16 protein-coding genes are annotated in these 17,806 nt (G+C 74.6%); 9 read left to right on the top strand and 7 right to left on the bottom strand.

The features are described from left to right. Positions 1 to 76: 76 nt before the first annotated feature. A complete protein-coding gene (locus AC07DA_RS02880; RefSeq protein WP_479123986.1) occupies positions 77 to 547 on the bottom strand; it encodes a DUF6069 family protein in 471 nt (156 codons plus the stop codon). 174 nt (positions 548 to 721) lie between these two features. Here AC07DA_RS02880 and AC07DA_RS02875 point away from each other — a divergent pair, with 174 nt between their 5' ends. The 8 genes from AC07DA_RS02875 to AC07DA_RS02840 all read left to right on the top strand — a co-directional run bounded on the left by AC07DA_RS02875 (position 722) and on the right by AC07DA_RS02840 (position 9,646). Continuing rightward, complete coding sequence (locus AC07DA_RS02875; RefSeq protein WP_479123984.1) at positions 722 to 2,398, top strand: NAD-dependent malic enzyme; 1,677 nt, start codon at positions 722 to 724, stop codon at positions 2,396 to 2,398. Positions 2,399 to 2,931: 533 nt separating this feature from the next. Further along, positions 2,932 to 3,657, top strand: a complete 726-nt coding sequence (locus AC07DA_RS02870) for a ribonuclease BN (RefSeq protein WP_479123982.1) — start codon at positions 2,932 to 2,934, stop codon at positions 3,655 to 3,657. A gap of 5 nt (positions 3,658 to 3,662) precedes the next feature. After that, complete coding sequence (locus AC07DA_RS02865) at positions 3,663 to 4,061, top strand: TOBE domain-containing protein (protein ID WP_479123980.1); 399 nt, start codon at positions 3,663 to 3,665, stop codon at positions 4,059 to 4,061. Between the two features lie 170 nt (positions 4,062 to 4,231). Beyond that, positions 4,232 to 5,050, top strand: coding sequence for a molybdate ABC transporter substrate-binding protein (modA, locus tag AC07DA_RS02860; RefSeq protein ID WP_479123978.1), 819 nt, complete (start codon positions 4,232 to 4,234; stop codon positions 5,048 to 5,050). Then, positions 5,047 to 5,892 carry an ABC transporter permease gene (locus tag AC07DA_RS02855; RefSeq protein WP_479123976.1) on the top strand — a complete coding sequence of 282 codons (846 nt, stop codon included), beginning with the start codon at positions 5,047 to 5,049 and terminating at the stop codon, positions 5,890 to 5,892. Before modA ends, AC07DA_RS02855 begins: the two co-directional genes overlap by 4 nt. Before the next feature lie 81 nt (positions 5,893 to 5,973). Further along, positions 5,974 to 7,056: an ABC transporter ATP-binding protein gene (locus tag AC07DA_RS02850; protein WP_479123974.1), complete on the top strand. Its 1,083-nt coding sequence runs from the start codon at positions 5,974 to 5,976 to the stop codon at positions 7,054 to 7,056. 208 nt (positions 7,057 to 7,264) lie between these two features. After that, complete coding sequence (locus AC07DA_RS02845) at positions 7,265 to 7,927, top strand: hypothetical protein (RefSeq protein ID WP_479123972.1); 663 nt, start codon at positions 7,265 to 7,267, stop codon at positions 7,925 to 7,927. 333 nt (positions 7,928 to 8,260) lie between these two features. Further along, positions 8,261 to 9,646 carry an MFS transporter gene (locus AC07DA_RS02840; RefSeq protein WP_479123970.1) on the top strand — a complete coding sequence of 462 codons (1,386 nt, stop codon included), beginning with the start codon at positions 8,261 to 8,263 and terminating at the stop codon, positions 9,644 to 9,646. Between the two features lie 200 nt (positions 9,647 to 9,846). Here AC07DA_RS02840 and AC07DA_RS02835 read toward each other — a convergent pair whose 3' ends face one another. The 4 genes from AC07DA_RS02835 to lnt all read right to left on the bottom strand — a co-directional run bounded on the left by AC07DA_RS02835 (position 9,847) and on the right by lnt (position 14,869). Further along, positions 9,847 to 11,790, bottom strand: coding sequence for a helix-turn-helix domain-containing protein (locus tag AC07DA_RS02835; protein ID WP_479123968.1), 1,944 nt, complete (start codon positions 11,788 to 11,790; stop codon positions 9,847 to 9,849). Positions 11,791 to 11,858: 68 nt separating this feature from the next. Further along, on the bottom strand, positions 11,859 to 12,659 hold the full coding sequence (locus AC07DA_RS02830; RefSeq protein WP_479123967.1) for a 3-hydroxybutyrate dehydrogenase: 801 nt from the start codon (positions 12,657 to 12,659) through the stop codon (positions 11,859 to 11,861). A 54-nt stretch (positions 12,660 to 12,713) separates the two neighbouring features. After that, a complete protein-coding gene (locus AC07DA_RS02825) occupies positions 12,714 to 13,193 on the bottom strand; it encodes an NUDIX hydrolase (protein WP_479123965.1) in 480 nt (159 codons plus the stop codon). Positions 13,194 to 13,261: 68 nt separating this feature from the next. After that, positions 13,262 to 14,869 (bottom strand): apolipoprotein N-acyltransferase, encoded by a 1,608-nt coding sequence (lnt, locus tag AC07DA_RS02820; RefSeq protein WP_479123963.1) that lies wholly within the window; start codon positions 14,867 to 14,869, stop codon positions 13,262 to 13,264. Between the two features lie 288 nt (positions 14,870 to 15,157). On the opposite strand from lnt, the gene AC07DA_RS02815 reads away from it, so the two are divergent. Further along, a complete protein-coding gene (locus tag AC07DA_RS02815) occupies positions 15,158 to 16,231 on the top strand; it encodes an O-antigen ligase family protein (protein WP_479123961.1) in 1,074 nt (357 codons plus the stop codon). A gap of 79 nt (positions 16,232 to 16,310) precedes the next feature. On the opposite strand, the gene AC07DA_RS02810 is transcribed toward AC07DA_RS02815, so the two are convergent. After that, complete coding sequence (locus tag AC07DA_RS02810; RefSeq protein ID WP_479123959.1) at positions 16,311 to 16,865, bottom strand: PH domain-containing protein; 555 nt, start codon at positions 16,863 to 16,865, stop codon at positions 16,311 to 16,313. A gap of 123 nt (positions 16,866 to 16,988) precedes the next feature. Further along, the gene (locus AC07DA_RS02805; protein ID WP_479123957.1) at positions 16,989 to 17,774 is read right to left on the bottom strand and encodes a glutamate racemase; all 786 of its coding nucleotides are present in this window, start codon (positions 17,772 to 17,774) and stop codon (positions 16,989 to 16,991) included. Positions 17,775 to 17,806 lie beyond the last annotated feature (32 nt).

Raw genomic sequence — 17,806 nt, 5'->3', positions numbered from 1 at the left:
CCGCACGACGACGGCCCGTCGGCGGCGGAGCGCGACGGGCCGGCACCGGGACGGTGCGCAGCGGGGGGCGGGGGCGTCACCGCCGGGTGCCGGCGAGCCGGCGGGCCAGCAGCGGGACGATCACCGCGGCGGCCACCAGGTGGGACACGGCCAGGACGATCCGGGTGGACACCGCGGTGTGCGGGGCGACGGCGGGACCGGCGAGGGACAGCACGGTGAGGACGACGGTGGTGACCGTGAAGGCGCGGGCCGGCCTGCGGGCCCAGCGGGCGAGCACGACCGCCAGGACGATCCCGGCGACCGACCAGAACACCACCCCGCCGAAGAACCCGCCGACCGGGATCTCCGCGGCCTCGGCGGCCCCGGGGCTCGCCGCTTCCATGGGGACGCCCGCCGCGCGGGCGGCCAGCGCGAAGGCCTCCGTCACGACGGCGCCGGCCAGGGTCGCCAGGACGCCGACGAGCCATACGGGACCTGCGGAGAGGAAGCCGGTGACGGTCCGGGAGGTGGCCGGGGCGGTCCGGGTCTGCGGGGTCGTCGCACTCATGTCACTGTCTCCTGGGGGGAGTCGGGGGCGCGGGGTGCGCCTCTCGGAAGGGTGGACGGCGCGGCGCGGCGGAACTCATCGGTGGCCCGGGGACTTTCCGCGAGCGGCCGGCCGTTGGTCCGGATGGCACACGTCACCCGCACGAACCCGCGCGTGGCGGGAAGGCGTCACTCCATGGACCAGCCGATGAACCACCCCCGCCTCACCACGAGCCTCGCCGTCACGACCCTGGCCGACCCGCTGGTCAACAAGGGCACCGCCTTCACCCGCGCCGAACGCGAGGCACTCGGTCTGGACGGGCTGCTCCCGCCCGCGGTGGAGACCCTGGACGAGCAGGTCGCCCGCGCCCACGAGGCGTTCCGCGGCTACGACAAGCCCCTGAACCGGCACATCTACCTGCGGCAGTTGCAGGACACCAACGAGGTGCTCTTCTACCGCCTGGTCACCGAGTACCTGGAGGAACTGCTGCCGGTCGTCTACACCCCGACGGTGGGCGAGGCCTGCCGGCGGTTCAGCGAGATCTACCGCCGGCCGCGCGGGCTGTTCCTCACCTGGGAGGACCGGCACCGCTTCCGTGACATCCTGCGCAACCGCCCGCACGGCAACCAGGGCGTGGACGTCATCGTCGTCACCGACGGGCAGCGCATCCTCGGGCTGGGCGACCAGGGCGTCGGCGGCATGGGCATCCCGATCGGCAAGCTCAGCCTGTACACGGCGATCGGCGGCATCCACCCCGCCCGCACCCTGCCGGTCCTGCTGGATGTCGGCACGGACAACGAGGAGCTGCTCGGCAACCCGCGCTACCTGGGCCGGCGCGCCCACCGGCTGACGGGCGCCGAGTACGACGAGATGATCGAGGCGTTCGTGTCGGCGGTCGAGGCGGAGCTGCCCGGAACGCTGCTGCAGTGGGAGGACTTCGCCACGGCCCATGCGTATCCGATCCTGGAGCGCTACCGGGACCGGCTGCTCACCTTCAACGACGACATCCAGGGCACCGCGGCCGTCACGCTCGGCGCCCTGTCGACCGCCGCGGACGTGGCCGGCACGCCCCTGCCCGAGCAGCGGCTGGTGATCCTCGGGGCGGGGTCGGCCGCGATCGGCGTCGCCGAGATGATCCGGACGGCCATGGTCGACGAGGGGCTGACCGAGGACGAGGCCACGGCGCGGTTCTGGATCCTCGACGTCGACGGTCTGCTGGTGTCGTCCCGCTCCGGACTGTCCCCGCAGCAGCGCGTGTTCGCCCGGGACGACGGCGAGGTGGCCGACTGGGACGGCACCGGCCTCGCCGAGGTGGTGCGCCGCGTCGAGCCGACGGCGCTGATCGGCCTGTCGACGGCACACGGCGCCTTCACCGAGGAGATCGTGCGGCAGATGGCCACCACGTGCGAACGGCCCGTGATCTTCCCGCTGTCCAACCCCACCTCCCACTCCGAGGCGGACCCCGCCGACCTCACGCGCTGGACGGACGGCCGCGCGCTGATCGCCACCGGCTCGCCCTTCCCGCCGCTCACGGTGGACGGGCACCGGGTGCCGGTGGCGCAGTCGAACAACGTGTACGTGTTCCCGGCCATGGGCCTGGCGGTGACCGCGAGCCGCGCCACGCGTGTCACCGACCGGATGCTCGTGGCCGCCGCGCGGGCCGTCGCGCGGTGCGCGGTGCGGGCCGCCGACGGGGTGGAGGGTCCCGTGCCGCTGCTGCCCCCGCTGGCCGGGATGCGCGAGTCCGCCCGGGAGATCGCCCTGGCCGCGGCCCTCGCCGCCGTGCAGGACGGGGTGGCCCCGCGCGCGACGCAGGACGAGCTGCGCGAGGCGATCGCACGGGCGCAGTGGACGCCCCGCTACGCGGACTGAGCACCGCGCCACGCGCCCGCCGCGGGGGACGTGCTGTCCGGGCACGACGGTCGACCCGCGGCGGCGTCGGCGGCAGGGACCAGCGGCTCCCTCACCGACGGCGCGCCGGACGCGGCCGCCGGCGCCCGAGGACGGCGCCGACGAGCGGGAGCCCCAGCGCGCTCGCGCGGGCGTCCAGCGCGCTCGTCCGCCCGGTCGCCGGACCTGGGCAGTGTTCATCACGATGAGCGCGCACCCCTGGCCGCCGCTGCGCCGAACGGCACCGCCCGGACCGTATCGCCGCGTTTGCCCCACTCCGGAACGGTCAACGATCTCCGGGACCGAACGGAGAGCCAGCGCAGCCGGAGGCGACACGGGATGAGCGTCATCAGACCGTCGCGGACGACAGTCGGCCGTGGGGACCGGCGGCCGGCCCGGTCCGGTCCCCGGGCGAGCGCCGACATGCCGTGAGAAGGCCGGGGCACGGGGTGCACGGCGGATGGCGGCGGACGGGGGCGCACAGCCTCATCCGGCGGGGCCGCGAGGTGGAGTTGATGCACCGGGCCATGGGGTTCGCCACGCTCGCGCTGGTCACGCTGGCGCCGCTGCTGATCGTGGTGGCCGCGGCCGATCCGCTCGGGGGCGGCGGCTTCGCCTCCTGGCTGGCCGACGGCATGGGGCTGTCGGGGCGGTCCGCGCGGGTGCTGACGGACATCATCAGCCCTCCGCGCGAGGTCATCGGCACCACCAGCGTGCTCGGCGGCGTCGCGCTCGCCGTCTTCGGCGTGGCGTTCGCGGGCAGCGTGCAGAACGGCTACGAGCGCATCTGGGGCCTGACGGCCGGCCCGTGGCACCGCGTCTGGCGCCAGGCGGTGTGGATGATCGCCATGACCGTGTACCTGTACCAGGAGGTGCAGACGCGCAGCCTGGTGTCCGGACCGGAGCGGATCGTGCTGGCCGCGGCGTCCGGTGTGCTGTTCTTCTGGTGGGGCCAGCGCTTCCTGCTGGGCGGGCAGGTGCGCTGGCGCGAACTGCTCCCCGGGGCGGTGGCCACCATGGCGGGCCTGGTCGGCCTGCGCACCTTCTCCTACTTCGTGTTCACGCCGCTCATCGTCACCAACGCCATCAGCTACGGAGCGGTCGGCGTGGTCCTCGTCGTGGAGTCCTGGCTCATCGGCGTGGGGTACGTCGTCTACGGCGGTGCCCTGGTGGGTCGCTGGCTGCTCGAACACCACGTCCCGGGCCACTCGGGTGCGGCCCGGCCCGATCGCCTATCTTGACGCCCATGCAGTCCTACACCATCGGCCAGGCCGCACGGCTCCTCGGCGTCAGCCCCGACACCGCGCGGCGCTGGGCGGACGCGGGGCGGGTGGCGACCCACCGGGACGAGGGCGGGCGGCGCCTGATCGACGGACGGGACCTGGCCGCGTTCTCCGTGGAACTGGCCCGCAGCGGCGGCGCCGAGGAGGACGGCGAGGCGTACACCTCCGTCCGCAACGCGTTCCCCGGCATCGTCACCGCCGTGAAACTCGGCGACGTCGCCGCGCAGGTGGAGATCCAGGCCGGGCCCCACCGCCTGGTGTCGCTGCTGACCCGGGAGGCCGTGGAGGAGCTCGGGCTGGAGGTCGGCATGGAGGCCACCGCCCGGGTGAAATCGACGAACGTGCACATCGACCGCGCGTGAGACGCTCCGTACGAACGCACATGCCAGCCTCGCGGGACGCTTTCTCCGCTCATGCGAACCCACAGGAGACTTTCCCCTCGCATCTGCGGCACTATCATCGACGCATGCACGCCCACCGCACCGGGGGTGCGGCCGCGTCACCGACAGTCCGTAGAGGGAGTGCACCCGCGATGACCCGTACCGCGCGCCGGTTCCGCCACCTGTCCCGGACGGCCGTGCCGGGCACCGTCGCCCTGCTGGCCCTGAGCGCCTGCTCGCCGTCCGGGCCGGACGCCTCGGACTCCCCCGGCGCGGGCTCCTCGCCGGGCGCGGTCTCCGGCGAGGTGACCGTCTTCGCCGCCGCCTCGCTGCAGAACAGCTTCACCGCGCTCGGCCGGCGGTTCGAGAAGGAGCACCCCGGTACGAAGGTCACCTTCAGCTTCGGCGGCAGCGACTCCCTCGCCGCGAGCGTCACCGGCGGCGCCCCGGCGGACGTCTTCGCCGCGGCCAGCCCCAAGACCATGAAGATCGTCACGGACGCCGGTGCCGCCTCCGGCACGCCCGCCACCTTCGTCCGCAACGAACTGGAGATCGCCACCCTGCCGGGCAACCCCGAGAAGATCTCCTCCCTCGAGGACCTCACCGCGAAGGACCTGAAGGTCGTGCTCTGCGCCCAGGAGGTGCCCTGCGGCGCCGCCGCCCGTAAGGCCCTCGACGCCGGCGGACTGAAGCTCACCCCGGTCTCCTACGAGCAGGACGTGAAGGCCGCCCTGACGAAGGTCGAGCTGAAGGAGGCCGACGCGGCCGTCGTCTACAAGACGGATGTGCGCGCCGCGGGTGACAAGGTGGAGGGCGTGGAGTTCCCCGAGTCCGCCGACGCCGTCAACGACTACCCGATCGCCCTGCTCAAGGACGCGCCGAACGCCGAGGCCGCCAAGGCGTTCATCGCGCTGGTGCGCTCCGCCGAGGGTGAGCGGGTGCTGAGCCGGGCCGGGTTCCGCACGCCGTGACCGCCCCGACCGACCGGCCCGGCACCACGGCCGGCAGCCTCCGGGGCGGGCCGCGGCGCGTCCGGACCGGCGTGCCGCTGCCGCTGCTCCTTCCCGCGCTGCTCGGCGTGGCCTTCCTGACCGTCCCGCTGATCGCCCTGCTCGTACGGACGCCGTGGCAGAGCCTTCCCGAGCAGCTGACGAGCGCCGCCGTGTGGCAGGCGCTGAGGCTGTCCCTGCTGTGCGCGACGGCGGCGACCGCGGTGAGCCTGGTGATCGGCGTGCCGCTGGCCTGGCTGCTGGCCCGGGTCGACTTTCCCGGCCGCGGTGTCGTACGCGCCCTGGTCACCCTGCCCCTCGTCCTGCCGCCGGTCGTCGGGGGCGTGGCCCTGCTGACGGCCCTCGGGCGCAACGGCATCGTCGGGCAGTGGCTGGACGCCTGGTTCGGGGTCACGCTGCCCTTCACGACGGCGGGCGTCGTCGTCGCCGAGGCGTTCGTGGCGATGCCGTTCCTCGTCATCAGCGTGGAGGGCACGCTGCGGGCCGCCGACCCGCGCTACGAGGAGGCGGCCACGACCCTGGGTGCCTCGCGCTTCACCGCGTTCCGCCGGGTCACGCTGCCGCTGATCGCCCCGGGCATCGCGGCCGGCGCGGTACTGGCCTGGGCGCGGGCGCTGGGCGAGTTCGGCGCGACGATCACCTTCGCGGGCAACTTTCCCGGGCGCACCCAGACCATGCCGCTGGCCGTCTACCTGGCGCTGCAGAGCGACCCGGAGGCCGCGATCGCCCTGAGCCTGGTGCTGCTCGCGGTGTCGGTCGCGGTGCTGGCCGGACTGCGGGACCGCTGGATGAGCGGGGGGTGACCGGCATGGGCCAGGGCCGCACCAGTGGTCGGCGCGATCGACGGCAGGGGACGACGACAGGGGACGACGGCAGGAGGACGCATGACCGGGAACGGTGACCACGACGTCGGCGCGGGTTCCGGCACGGCCGGGCTCGACGCCCGTCTCGTCGTGGAGCGCGGCGGCTTCCGCCTCGACGTGGCCCTGGCCGTCGCGCCCGGTGAGGTCGTCGCCCTGCTCGGCCCGAACGGCGCCGGCAAGACCACCGCCCTGCGCGCCCTCGCCGGCCTGACCCCGCTCACCGACGGCCATCTGCGGCTGGACGGCACGGACCTGGACCGTGTGCCGCCGGAGTCCCGCCCGGTCGGCGTCGTCTTCCAGGACTACCTGCTCTTCCCGCACCTCAGCGCCCTTGACAACGTGGCGTTCGGACCCCGCTGCCAGGGCGCGACGAAGGCACAGGCCCGCGCGCAGGCCGCCGCGTGGCTCGACCGGCTGGGCCTCGCCGACCACGCCGGTGCCCGGCCGCGCAGGCTCTCCGGCGGTCAGGCCCAGCGCGTCGCCCTGGCCCGCGCCCTGGCCACGCACCCCCGCCTGCTGCTCCTCGACGAGCCGCTGGCCGCCCTCGACGCCCGGACGCGGCTGGAGGTGCGCGCCCGGCTCCGGCGCCACCTCGCGGACTTCGAGGCCGTCGCCGTGCTGGTCACGCACGACCCGCTGGACGCCATGGTGCTGGCCGACCGGCTCGTCGTCGTCGAGCACGGGCGGGTCGTCCAGGAGGGCACGCCGCCCGACATCGCCCGCCACCCGCGCACGGACTACATCGCGCAGCTGGTCGGCCTCAACCTGTACCGGGGCGAGGCCGACGGCCACACCGTCCGGCTGGCCGACGGCCCCAGCGTCACCACCACGGAGCTGTTGTCCGGCCCGGTCTTCGTGGCGTTCCCGCCCGGCGCCGTGACCCTCCACCGCTGCCGCCCCACCGGCTCCAGCGCCCGCAACCTCTGGCGCTGCGAGGTCGCCGGCCTGGAGACGCACGGCGACCAGATCCGCGCCGACCTCACCGGCGAGCTCCCCCTCGCCGCCGACCTCACCACGGTCGCCGCCGCCGAACTCGACCTGCATCCCGGTACCGAGGTCTGGGCGACGGTGAAGGCGGCACAGACCCACGCCTATCCCGTCTGAGGGGACGCCACACGCCTGGCGGAAGCCCCGGCGACGCTGTCCCGGCACGGCGCTGCGGCCTCGGCCCATGGTGGCCGCACGCATTGCCTCGTTGGTGTACGCAGGCGCCAAATGATCATGGATGGGCAGTAGGAAGCGCCCGCGTGCTCGGGTGAACGTTCCGCGCACGTCTCCCGTCGCATGTGAAGCAGGAGGGAAGGGTGAGCGGATGGCGAACACGCGCACGTCCACGACGGGCGAGCCTGTGCTGCAACCGTTGGATAAAGAGCTGGTACGCGCGATGCTGGCTCTCGGCGGCGTTCCGTGGGGCGAGCTCGAGGACGAGGCCGGCAGGCCGGACCCGGGGGCTGTGCCCGCCCTCGAGCCGGTCCCCCTGGCCAAGCCGCGTCGTCGACGTCGTGTGGTCGCCGTCTCACTCACGACAGCCGCGGCCGCCGCGTGCATCGCCGTGACCCTGTCCGTCATGAACGGAACCTCCGGGAACACTTCGCGCGAGACGCAGAGCGGACGCGGGCAGACGCTCACCGAGTGGATCGCATGCGCCGACACCATCGCCGTCGGCGACGTTACCGAAATCCGCCCCTCCAGTAAGGGCCGCATCAGTGTGGCCTTCGCGGTCCAAGAGTGGATCAAGCCGTCCCGCGGTGACAGAAGGATCAGCCTTGACCTGGTCGATCCGCGTGCGGCCGAGGCTCGCCCGCCGATAGAGAAAGGGCAGCGTCTGCTGATCGTGGTCCCCGAGCGCACCGACCAGGAGGCGTCCACATACGAAGGCGCCCGACTGGCCAAGTACCGGTCGGTGATCACGAAGGTGCTCGACAAGGCCGAGCACGAGGCATGCCCCTCGCCGTGGAGCCGCACCGGCCAATAACGTCTTGCGCGCGATGCGGACGCCGATGCGCCGCGGGTTCCCGGAGCAGATACCGACGGCCGAACGGTTGCTGCCGTCACTTACAGAGGTCAGCACCGAACCAGCACGGGAGTCAGCACCCCACCACCGAAGCATCCCAGACCTGCATAATTCGGACAGCGCTTCACCGGCCCCCTGGAGGCTCTCGCAAAGGCTCCGGCCCCGCCCTCATGGTGGCCGCACGCACCTCCGCACCCGGAACTATGGTGTCCCACCACATGTGCCGCTGACCTGCGGATTCCTACGGTATGGCGACACGAAACCGTCCCCGCCAACTGCCAGGAAGTGGTGCCGATGCCCTCCCCCGCAACCGCTCCCCCACCCCCCGCCAGCCTCAAGCGCATCGTCACCGCCAGCCTCATCGGCACCACCATCGAGTGGTACGACTTCTTCCTCTACGGCTCCGCCGCCGCGCTCGTCTTCAACCAGCTGTTCTTCCCCGGCTCCGACCCGCTCGTCGGCACCCTGCTGTCGTTCCTGACGTACGCCGTCGGCTTCGCCGCCCGGCCCCTGGGCGCCCTGGTGTTCGGGCACTACGGCGACCGGCTCGGGCGCAAGAAGCTGCTGGTGCTCAGTCTGCTGCTGATGGGCGGGGCGACCTTCGCCATCGGCCTGCTGCCGACGCACGCCACCATCGGCACCGCCGCGCCGGTCCTGCTCACGGTGCTCCGGCTGGTGCAGGGGTTCGCGCTCGGCGGCGAGTGGGGCGGCGCGGTGCTGCTCGTGTCGGAGCACGGGGACGCGCGGCGGCGCGGGTTCTGGGCCTCCTGGCCGCAGACCGGCGCCCCGGCGGGTCAGCTCCTCGCCACCGGTGTGCTGTCCCTGCTGACGGCCGTGCTGTCGGACGCCGCGTTCACCGACTGGGGCTGGCGGATCCCGTTCCTGCTCTCCGGCGTGCTGGTGATCGTCGGTTTGTGGATTCGTCTTTCTGTCGACGAATCGCCCGTCTTCAAGCAGGCCCTGGCGCAGGCCCAGGCACGCAGCGCGGCCCGGGACACGGCGGCGGAGAAGCTCCCGCTCGTCGCCGTGCTGCGCCACCACTGGCGTGACGTCCTGGTCGCGATGGGCGCGCGCATGGCGGAGAACATCAGCTACTACGTGATCACCGCGTTCATCCTCGTCTACGCCACCACCTCGGCCGGCGTCTCCAAGCAGACGGCGCTCAACGCCGTGCTGATCGCCTCGGCCGTGCACTTCGCGGTCATCCCGGCGTGGGGCGCGCTCTCCGACCGCATCGGCCGCCGGCCGGTGTACCTGGTGGGCGCGGTCGGGGTCGGGCTGTGGATGTTCCCCTTCTTCGCCCTGATCGACACGGGCGGCTTCGGCAGCCTGCTCCTCGCCGTGACCGTCGGGCTGGTGCTGCACGGGGCGATGTACGCGCCGCAGGCCGCGTTCTTCTCCGAGATGTTCGCGACGCGGATGCGGTACTCCGGGGCGTCCATCGGCGCCCAGTTCGCCTCCGTCGCGGCGGGCGCGCCGGCGCCGCTGATCGCCACCGCCCTGCTGTCCGACTACGGCAGCTCCACGCCGATCGCCCTGTATGTCATCGCCGCCGCCGTGCTCACGGTCGTCGCCGTGGCGGCGGCCGAGGAGACCCGCAACCGGGACCTGGCCGACGTAGCCCCGCCCGCCGAGGCGGAGACGGCGGCGACCGTGCCGGGGGACGCCCGGGCCCTGTGAGGCACGCACCGCTTCCGGCCCCCGTACGCCACCCGGCGTGCGGGGACCGGTGCCGTGCGGGGCTCGCCCTGCCGGCGGGGGCAGCGCCGCCGTACGGGCCGCCGGGTGGAGCAGCGCCGTACGGGCCGCCGGGTGGAGCAGCGCCGTGCGGGCCGCCGGGTGGAGCAGCGCCGTGCGGGAGCTCGCGCCCCGCCGGGCCTTCAGGGCCCGGCCGGTGCCGACAGCCGGTGCAGCCGTAGCGCCAGCTGGATCTCCAGGGCGCGGGCCGGGCTCTGCCAGTCGTCGCCGAGGAGACGGCCGACGCGCTCCAGGCGCTGGGCGACCGTGTTCACATGGACGTGCAGGTCGTCCTTGGTGCGGGCCGGGCTCATGCCGCAGGCGAAGTACGCGTCCAGCGTGCGCACCAGCTCGGTGCCGCGGCGCCGGTCGTACGCCACGACCTGGCCGATGGTGCGGTCGACGAAGCCCGGGATGTCCCGGTCGCCGGCCAGGAGCAGCCCCAGGAAGCCGAAGTCCTCGGCGGCGGCCCCGTCGCCGGCGCGGCCGAGGAGCCGCAGCGCGTCGAGGCAGCGCCGGGCCTCCCCGTAGGCCGTGGCGACCGCGTCGGGCCGGGTGGCCAGGCCGCCGGCGGGCGCGGAGGCGCCGACGGTGACCGGTGCGTGGACCGCGGTGCCCAGTTGCCGGGCGGCGGCACGGGCGAGCTCGGTGGCGGTGCCGTCCGGGCCCAGCGGCAGCAGCAGGACCGTGCCGCCGTCCCGGGCGGCCGCGAGGCCGTGCCGGGTCGCGGCGAGGTGGGACGCGGCCGCCGCCAGGCGTCTGCGGACGTCGGCCTCCTCGCCGGCCTCGGCGGCGCCGCCCTCCAGCCGCGCGGCCAGCACCACGTGGACGGCGTCGAGGTCGGCGTGGAGGCGGGCCGCGCGCTCCCGCAGCACGCGCGGGTCGCGGTCGCGCGCGTCCAGCAGGTCGTCCAGCAGCTCCCCGCGCACGCGCTGCTCCGCCTCGGCGGCCGACCGGCGGGCCAGGAGCAGCAGGGACGTGACCATCGCGGCCCGCTCCAGCGTGCGCTGGTCGACGGGGTCCAGGCCCGGGTGCCCGCGCAGCACGAGCGCGCCGAGCAGTTCGCCGCCGGCGGCGACGGCCGCGATCCAGTCGTCCTCGTGGCGTACCGCGTGGCCCTCCGCGCGGGAGGCCTCCAGCGCCCCGGCCGGTGCCGCGGCGGCCTCGGCGAACTCGACCGTGCCGTCGAGGACCTGGGAGACCGCGGCCGCCACGTCGTGCACCCCGCCCCCGCGCAGGACCAGTTCGGCGAGCCGGTCGTGCACGTCGGAGGCGCGCTCGATGACGCCGCTGCGGTCGCGGATGATCTCGTTGGCCCGCTCCAGGCCGGCGAGGGCGGAGCGGGTCTCGGCGAGCAGGTTGGCGGTGTCGATCGCGGCCGCGGCCAGAGCCGCGAAGGAGCCCAGCAGGGCGATCTGCTCCCGCTCGAAGACCCGGGCCCGGCGGTCCGCCGCGAACAGCACGCCGATGACGTGGTGCCCCAGCGTCAGCGGCACGCCCAGGATCGCCACGAGCCCCTCGTCGCGCACGCCCGCGTCGATGGTGCGGGTGTGCTGGAAGCGGTCGTCCTTGAAGTAGTCGTCGGTGACGTAGGGGCGGGCCGTCTGGGCGACCAGGCCGCCGAGGCCCTCCCCCATGCCGAGGCGCAGCTGCTGGAACCGGGCCGCGACCGAGCCCTCGGTGACGCGCATGTACGTGTCGCCCCGCACCGGGTCGTTCAGGCTGAGGTAGGCGATGTCCGTGCCCAAAAGGGAGCGGGCGCGCTGGACGATCGCCCGGAGGACGGCATCGAGGTCGCGCAGTCCGGCGAGGTCGTGGGCGGTCTCGAACAGCGCGGACAGCTCGGCCTCGCGGCGGCGCCGTCCTTCCAGCTCCGCGCGGACGCGCAGGGCGAGCGGCTTGGCCCGCTGGAGCGCCCCGATCCACTCCGGCGGCCGTCCCTCGGCGCGCGCGAGCAGCACCGGCTGCTCGTAGGCGTCGGCGGACGCGCCCCGGGCCAGGAGCTCCAGGTAGGGCGTCTCGGCGCTCGCCGGCCGTCCCCCGGGGGCGGCGGAGCGCTCGGCTTGCTGCACGTGATCGCTGGACATGCTCACAGGATTCACCATGACCCGGCGGTCCCGTCAGGCCTGTGGACAACTGCCGGGCGGCCCGGCCCTCAGTGGGCGGTCCAGCCGCCGTCGAGCACGAGCGAGGTGCCGGTGACGAAGGAGGCCTGGGGAGCGCACAGGTACGCCACGGCCTCGGCGACCTCCTCCGGTTCGATGAGCCGCTTGACGGCGCTGTCCTGGAGCAGCACCTCGGACAGGACGCGCTCCTCGGGGATGCCGTGGGCCCGTGCCTGGTCGGCGATCTGCGTCTCGACCAGGGGGGTGCGCACATAGGCGGGACTCACACAGTTCGAGGTGACCCCGTGGGGCGCGCCTTCGAGGGCGGTGGTCTTGGACAGCCCCTCCAGGCCGTGTTTGGCCGCCACATAGGCCGACTTGTAGGCCGAGGCGCGCAGCCCGTGGACGGACGACACGTTCACGATGCGGCCCCACTGCTGTCCGTACATGTGGGGCAGGGCGCCGCGGATCAGCCGGAACGGCGCCTCCAGCATGACGGTGAGCACCGTGTGGAAGACGTCGGGCGGGAACTCCTCGATGGGGCGCACGAGTTGCAGACCGGCGTTGTTGACGAGGACGTCGGTGCCGGCGGCGGCGAGTTCGGCGGCGTCGAGGTCGGTGAGGTCCAGCAGGTGCGGTTCCACGGTGCCGGCGAGGCCGGTGCCCTGCGCGGCGAGCGCCTCCAGGCCCGCTCCGTCCCGGTCGACGGCTCTGACCTTGGCGCCGGCGGCGGCGAGCCGCAGCGCGCAGGCGCGGCCGATGCCGCCGGCGGCGCCGGTGACGAGCGCGGTGCGGCCGCCGAGGTCGAGCGGGCTGGCGTGGGGGGCCGGGAGGACACGGGGCGCGGTCATGTCTCGACCCTAGGCAGGGCCCCGCCCTCGCCCCATGTGGTCACACCCCACAGTTCAGCCGGAGCCAGTGGGGTCGAACCATGTGGGGCCGTCCGACAGGGCCTGCTTGATCCGCAGCAGGCCGAACTCGTGCAGCTCGGGCAGGGCGTCGATGTCGAACCAGGCCACGTCCAGCGACTCGTCGTCGTTGACCCGGGCCTCGCCGCCGACGGCCCGGCAGCGGAAGGTGATGTCCATGTACTGGCAGGTGTCGCCGTTGTCGTAGGTGACGGGCTCCAGGGCCTGGACGACGACGACCCGTTCGGCGACGCAGCGCACGGCCGTCTCCTCGTAGACCTCGCGCACGGCGCAGGCCGCGGGCTGCTCCCCCGGGTCCGGGATGCCGCCGATCACCGACCAGGTGCGGGTGTCGGCCCTGCGGTTGAGCAGGACTCTGCCCTCGTCGTCGAAGACGAGGGCGGTGACGCCCGGAAGCCAGAGCAGCTGGTGACCCGCGGAGGCGCGGAGCGTGCGGATGAAGTCAGGAGTAGCCATGACCACGACCCTAAAGGGGCCGGTCCGGGCGCCCTGGCCGGTTTCGACGGTGTGCGACCGGCGTACGGCTACACGTCACCGGCGCGTCGCCCGCGCAGGCGGGCGCCGACCGCCCAGCCCAGTCCGCCGGCCGCGACGAGCACGAGCGCGGTCTCCGGCAGGACGCCGAGCCGGGTGGCCGGGGTCAGCGAGGAGCGCAGCGGCACCTCCTGCACCAGCGAGTCCGCCACGAACATGCCGGTGCGCTGGGTGATCCGCCCGTCCGGCATGATGAAGGCGCTGACCCCGCTGGTCACCGGCACGGCCACGGTCCGGCTGTGCTCGACCGCGCGGACGCGGGACATGGCGAGCTGCTGGTAGGTCATCTCGCTGCGGTCGAAGGTGGCGTTGTTGCTCGGCACGGAGATCATCTGGGCGCCGTCGGTGACCTCGGAGCGCACGGCCCAGTCGAAGGCGGCCTCGTAGCAGGTGACGAGGCCGACCTCGGCGCCGTGCATGGTGAACACGCCCGGCTGCGTGCCCCGGCTGAAGTCCTGGCGGACCATGGCCGTCCAGTCGGGGTTGATCGCGCCGATGAGCGAGCGCAGCGGCAGGTACTCGCCGAAGGGCTGGATCTGACGCTTGTCGTAGGTGTCGACCGGGCCCTTGGCGGGGTCCCACAAAATCTGCTCGTTGTACAGCTTGCCGTCGCGCTCGACGACGCCGCCCACCGAGACGGGCACGCCGACGGCCCGGGCCGCCGCGTCGATGACGGCGCGGGCGTCGGGGTTGGCGAAGGGGTCGATGTCGGAGGAGTTCTCCGGCCAGAGCACGAAGTCGGGCCGGGCGACCCTGCCGGCCTTGACCTCGGCGGCCAGGCGCTCGGTCTCGCGCGCGTGGTAGTCGAGCACGGCCCGCCGCTGGGCGTTGAAGTCCAGGCCCGCGCGCGGCACGTTGCCCTGGATCACCGCGACGGTGACGCTGCCGTCCTCGGCCCGGTCGCTGACCAGCGGCCGGGCGGCGAACGCCCCGAGGACCGGGGCGCCCACGCTGAACGCGGCGACGACGGCCGCCGCGGCACACACGGTGCCACCGGCCCGCCTCGCCAGCGCGAGGCGCACCGTCTCGTGGAGCCCGAAGCCGCACAGGACGACGGCGAACCCGAGCACCGGGGTGCCGCCCACCGCGGCGAGCGGCAGGAACACCCCGTCCGCCTGACCGAACGCGACCTTCCCCCAGGGGAAGCCGCTGAAGGGCGCACGCGCGCGTGCCGCCTCGCCGGCGATCCACACGGCGGCCGCCCACACGGGCGCGCCGGGCAGCTTCGACACGGCCGCGATCCCCGCGCCGACCAGTGCGACGAAGACCGCCTCGATGGCCACCAGGGCGAGCCAGGGCCCCGGCCCCACCTCCACTCCGGTCCACACCAGCAGCGGCAGCAGGAAGCCGAGGCCGAAGAGGTAGCCGAGACCGAGCCCCGCCTTCCAGCCACGTCCGCGCAGCACCCAGCCCAGGACGGCGAAGGCCGGCGGAGCCAGCCACCACAGGGTGCGGGGCGGGAAGCTGACGTAGAGGAGCAGGCCGGAGAGCGCGGCTGCTGCGGCCGGGACGAGCCGCCGGGCCCGGACGCGCGCCCGCTGAGCGGTCCGCGGCTCCAGCCGGTCCGACTCGTCGACGGAGGTTGCGGTGACGGTCACTCCCGGAGTCTAAGTCGAGTGACCTGCGCCCCGACAGCGCGGTCCGGGGCACCGCCGGGCGGGCGCCGCCCCGGGTCCGGCGGCACGCCGCCCGCCCTCGTCGACCGGGCACGGGCCCGGCAGCCGCCGCAGCCTCCCGCTCATTTCGTCACGACACATCCCCAAAACATCCACCAGCCGTTACGGTGTGCCGAAGCCTCAGTAGCGCGGGCCGGTGGCGGCCCCGGTGACCGGGGCCTTCACAGGTCGGGGGCGACTGGTGCGGGGGGCGGGGTGGGTCGAGGCGGGATGTCGTCCGTGTCCGGGCCGGACACGGACGGTGAGAGAAGAATCGTTTCCGACGCGACGGGTGTCGTGGTGCTGGGCGCGTGCGCCGGCTGGTCCCTGATCACGGCGGCGGCGCACGACGGCCGGCCGGAGGGCGTGCTCCTCGCGGTGCTGGCCGTGGCGGCCGGGTACGCCGCGGGCCGGATCGGCGGGGCGCTGCTGCCGGTCGGGGCGCCGTGCGCCGGTGCGCTGGCCGGTGTCGGGCTGACGCTGGCCGTGCCGCATCTGGCTCCGGGTCCGCAGCTCTCCGCTCCGCTGGGCCACGCGGGGGCCACCGCGGCCGTGCTCACGCTGTCGGCGGGTGCCGCGTGCTGCGCGGCCTGGGCCGCTCCCGGGCTGGTCGCGCGGTGCGCGCTGCGTCTGCTGGCCGCCGGGACCGCGGTGCTGGCGGCGGTGCTCGGCTCGGCCACGGGCTGTGTCACCTGTGCCGGGGTGCTGCTGTGCTCGCTGGCCGCCGGCCGCAGCCGGCACCGCGGCGCCGGCCTCGCCGTGCTGGCCGGGGTGGCGGCGGTGGTGACGGGTCTGACCTGGATGGTCGCCTCGGGGGCCGTGCCGGGCGGGTGCACCGCCGCGCTCGAAGCGCGGCTGACCCCGCAGCGGGTCCGGCTGTGGCAGGACGCCTGGCTCCTGCTGCGCGAGAACAGCGTCCTGGGGACGGGCCCGGGCCGCTTCGGTGAACTGAGCCCGGCGTCCGCTCCGTCCCTGCTGTCCGACGGCAGACCGCACTCGGCGCCCCTGCAGCAGGCTGCCGAGCAGGGCCTGATCGGGCTGGCCCTGCTGGTGTCGGCGTTCGGCTGGATGATGTACGCGCTCTGGCGCGGTCCGCGTCCGACGCCGGTGGTCCTGACCGCGGGGGCGGCCCTGACGGCGGTCGCCGCCATCGCAGCGATCGGCAACGCGCTGAGCTTCACCGCGGTGTCGGTGGGGGCCGGTCTGCTGGCGGGTCTGGCCACGGCCCGCCCCCTTCCCGACGAGCCGACGGGACGCTTCGAGGGTCCGCACGCGCGGGACACCGGACGCACTCCCGCGTGGTGACCTGACCATCCCCTCGGGCGGCACGTCCCGCTCGGCCACGGTCCGCAGCGGGGCGCCGCGCCGGGGGCGGCCGGGCGCGTCAGTGCGCGGGAGCCCCGGGCTTCCCGGGGCGCAGCCGCGACTTGATCACCTGTACGGCCGCCTCCGCGTCGTCCACGGTGATCGTGAAGGTGTGTCCGTCCCACAGCTCCAGCACGATGCCCTCGCCCCGCCGCACCACCACCGCGGTGCCCTTCTCGGGCCGCCACCGATAGCCCCAGCCGCCCCAGTGGCGGGGCGTGACGTGGGAGGTGTAGGTGGCGCCCGCCACGTGGGAGAGGGGGATGCGGCGGCGGGGCACGCCGATGTGGCCGCAGCGCACTTCCAGGTGGTCCTCGTCGACCCGCAGGGCGACGTGGACGAAGGCGAGGGTCCCGAAGAGGACCAGCAGACCGGCGGCGATGCAGCCGACGACGGCCATCACGAGCGGTGCCGCGCCGGAGGTCCAGGCCGAGTCGACGGCCAGCTCGACGCCGAGCGCCATGCAGGCGGCGCCCACGAGCGCCAGCAGCCACTGGACCCGGTTGGTCGCCCGGCCGGTCCAGACCTCGCTCGGCACGTGGGGGGCGTTCTCGCCGTGGCGGTGGTCCCTCATGCCTTTGAGGGTACTCAGGTTCCGCTCCGCCGGTACCGCGTGGCGGAGCGGAACTGGGCCGGGCGGGCGGGCCGCTGATCCGGTCGGGCGGGGCCGCGCGACCGCCGTCGCGAGCGGGGCGGGTCAGCCCGCGGGGGTGACCGCCCGCAGCAGCCGGCCCTCCGCGTACGCCAGGGCCGGCCTGGGCAGCGCGCCCTCGCGGCCGCTGAGCAGCACGGTCAGCGTGCCGTGGGGCGCGGCACCCGGCGCGGGCTGCTCACCGAGCCGGCGCAGGGCCTGGGCGGCCACGGCGCCGGCGGAGCCGTGCAGCACCAGGGGCGGGCGGCCGGGGCGCTGCACGGCGGTCCGGATGCGCTCGGCGACCAGTTCGTAGTGGGTGCAGCCGAGGACGACGGTGGTCACGTCCTCGGGGGTGAGCGCGGCGGCCGCGGCCACGGCGGCGTCGATCGCCGCCTCGTCGGCGTGCTCCACGGCCTCGGCCAGCCCCCAGCAGGGCACTTCGGTGACGGGCACGCCATCGGCGAAGTCGCGGATGAGGTCGCGCTGGTAGGGGCTGCCGGTGGTGGCGGGGGTGGCCCAGATGGCGAGGTGGCCGCCGCCCGCCGCGGCCGGCTTGATCGCCGGGACGGTGCCGATGACCGGGAGCTCCGGTTCGAGGCGGGCGCGCAGGGCGGTGAGGGCGTGCACGGTCGCGGTGTTGCAGCCGACGATCAGGGCGTCGGGGCGGCGCGCGGCGGCCGCCTCGGCGACGGCCAGGGCGCGCTCGGTCAGGTCCTGCGGGGTGCGCGGGCCCCACGGCATGCCGTCGGGGTCCAGGGAGAGCACGAGATCGGCGTCGGGGCGCAGCCGCCGTACCGCGGCGGTGGCCGCCAGCAGGCCGATACCGGAGTCCATGAGCGCGATCTTCACCCGATCACGATAGACGATGAGCGGTCCCGGGC

It is taken from the genome of Streptomyces sp. NPDC044921 (genome assembly GCF_056432865.1).
The sequence above is the reverse complement of the archived record's forward strand: the minus strand, read 5'-3'. Positions and strand labels throughout refer to the sequence as shown.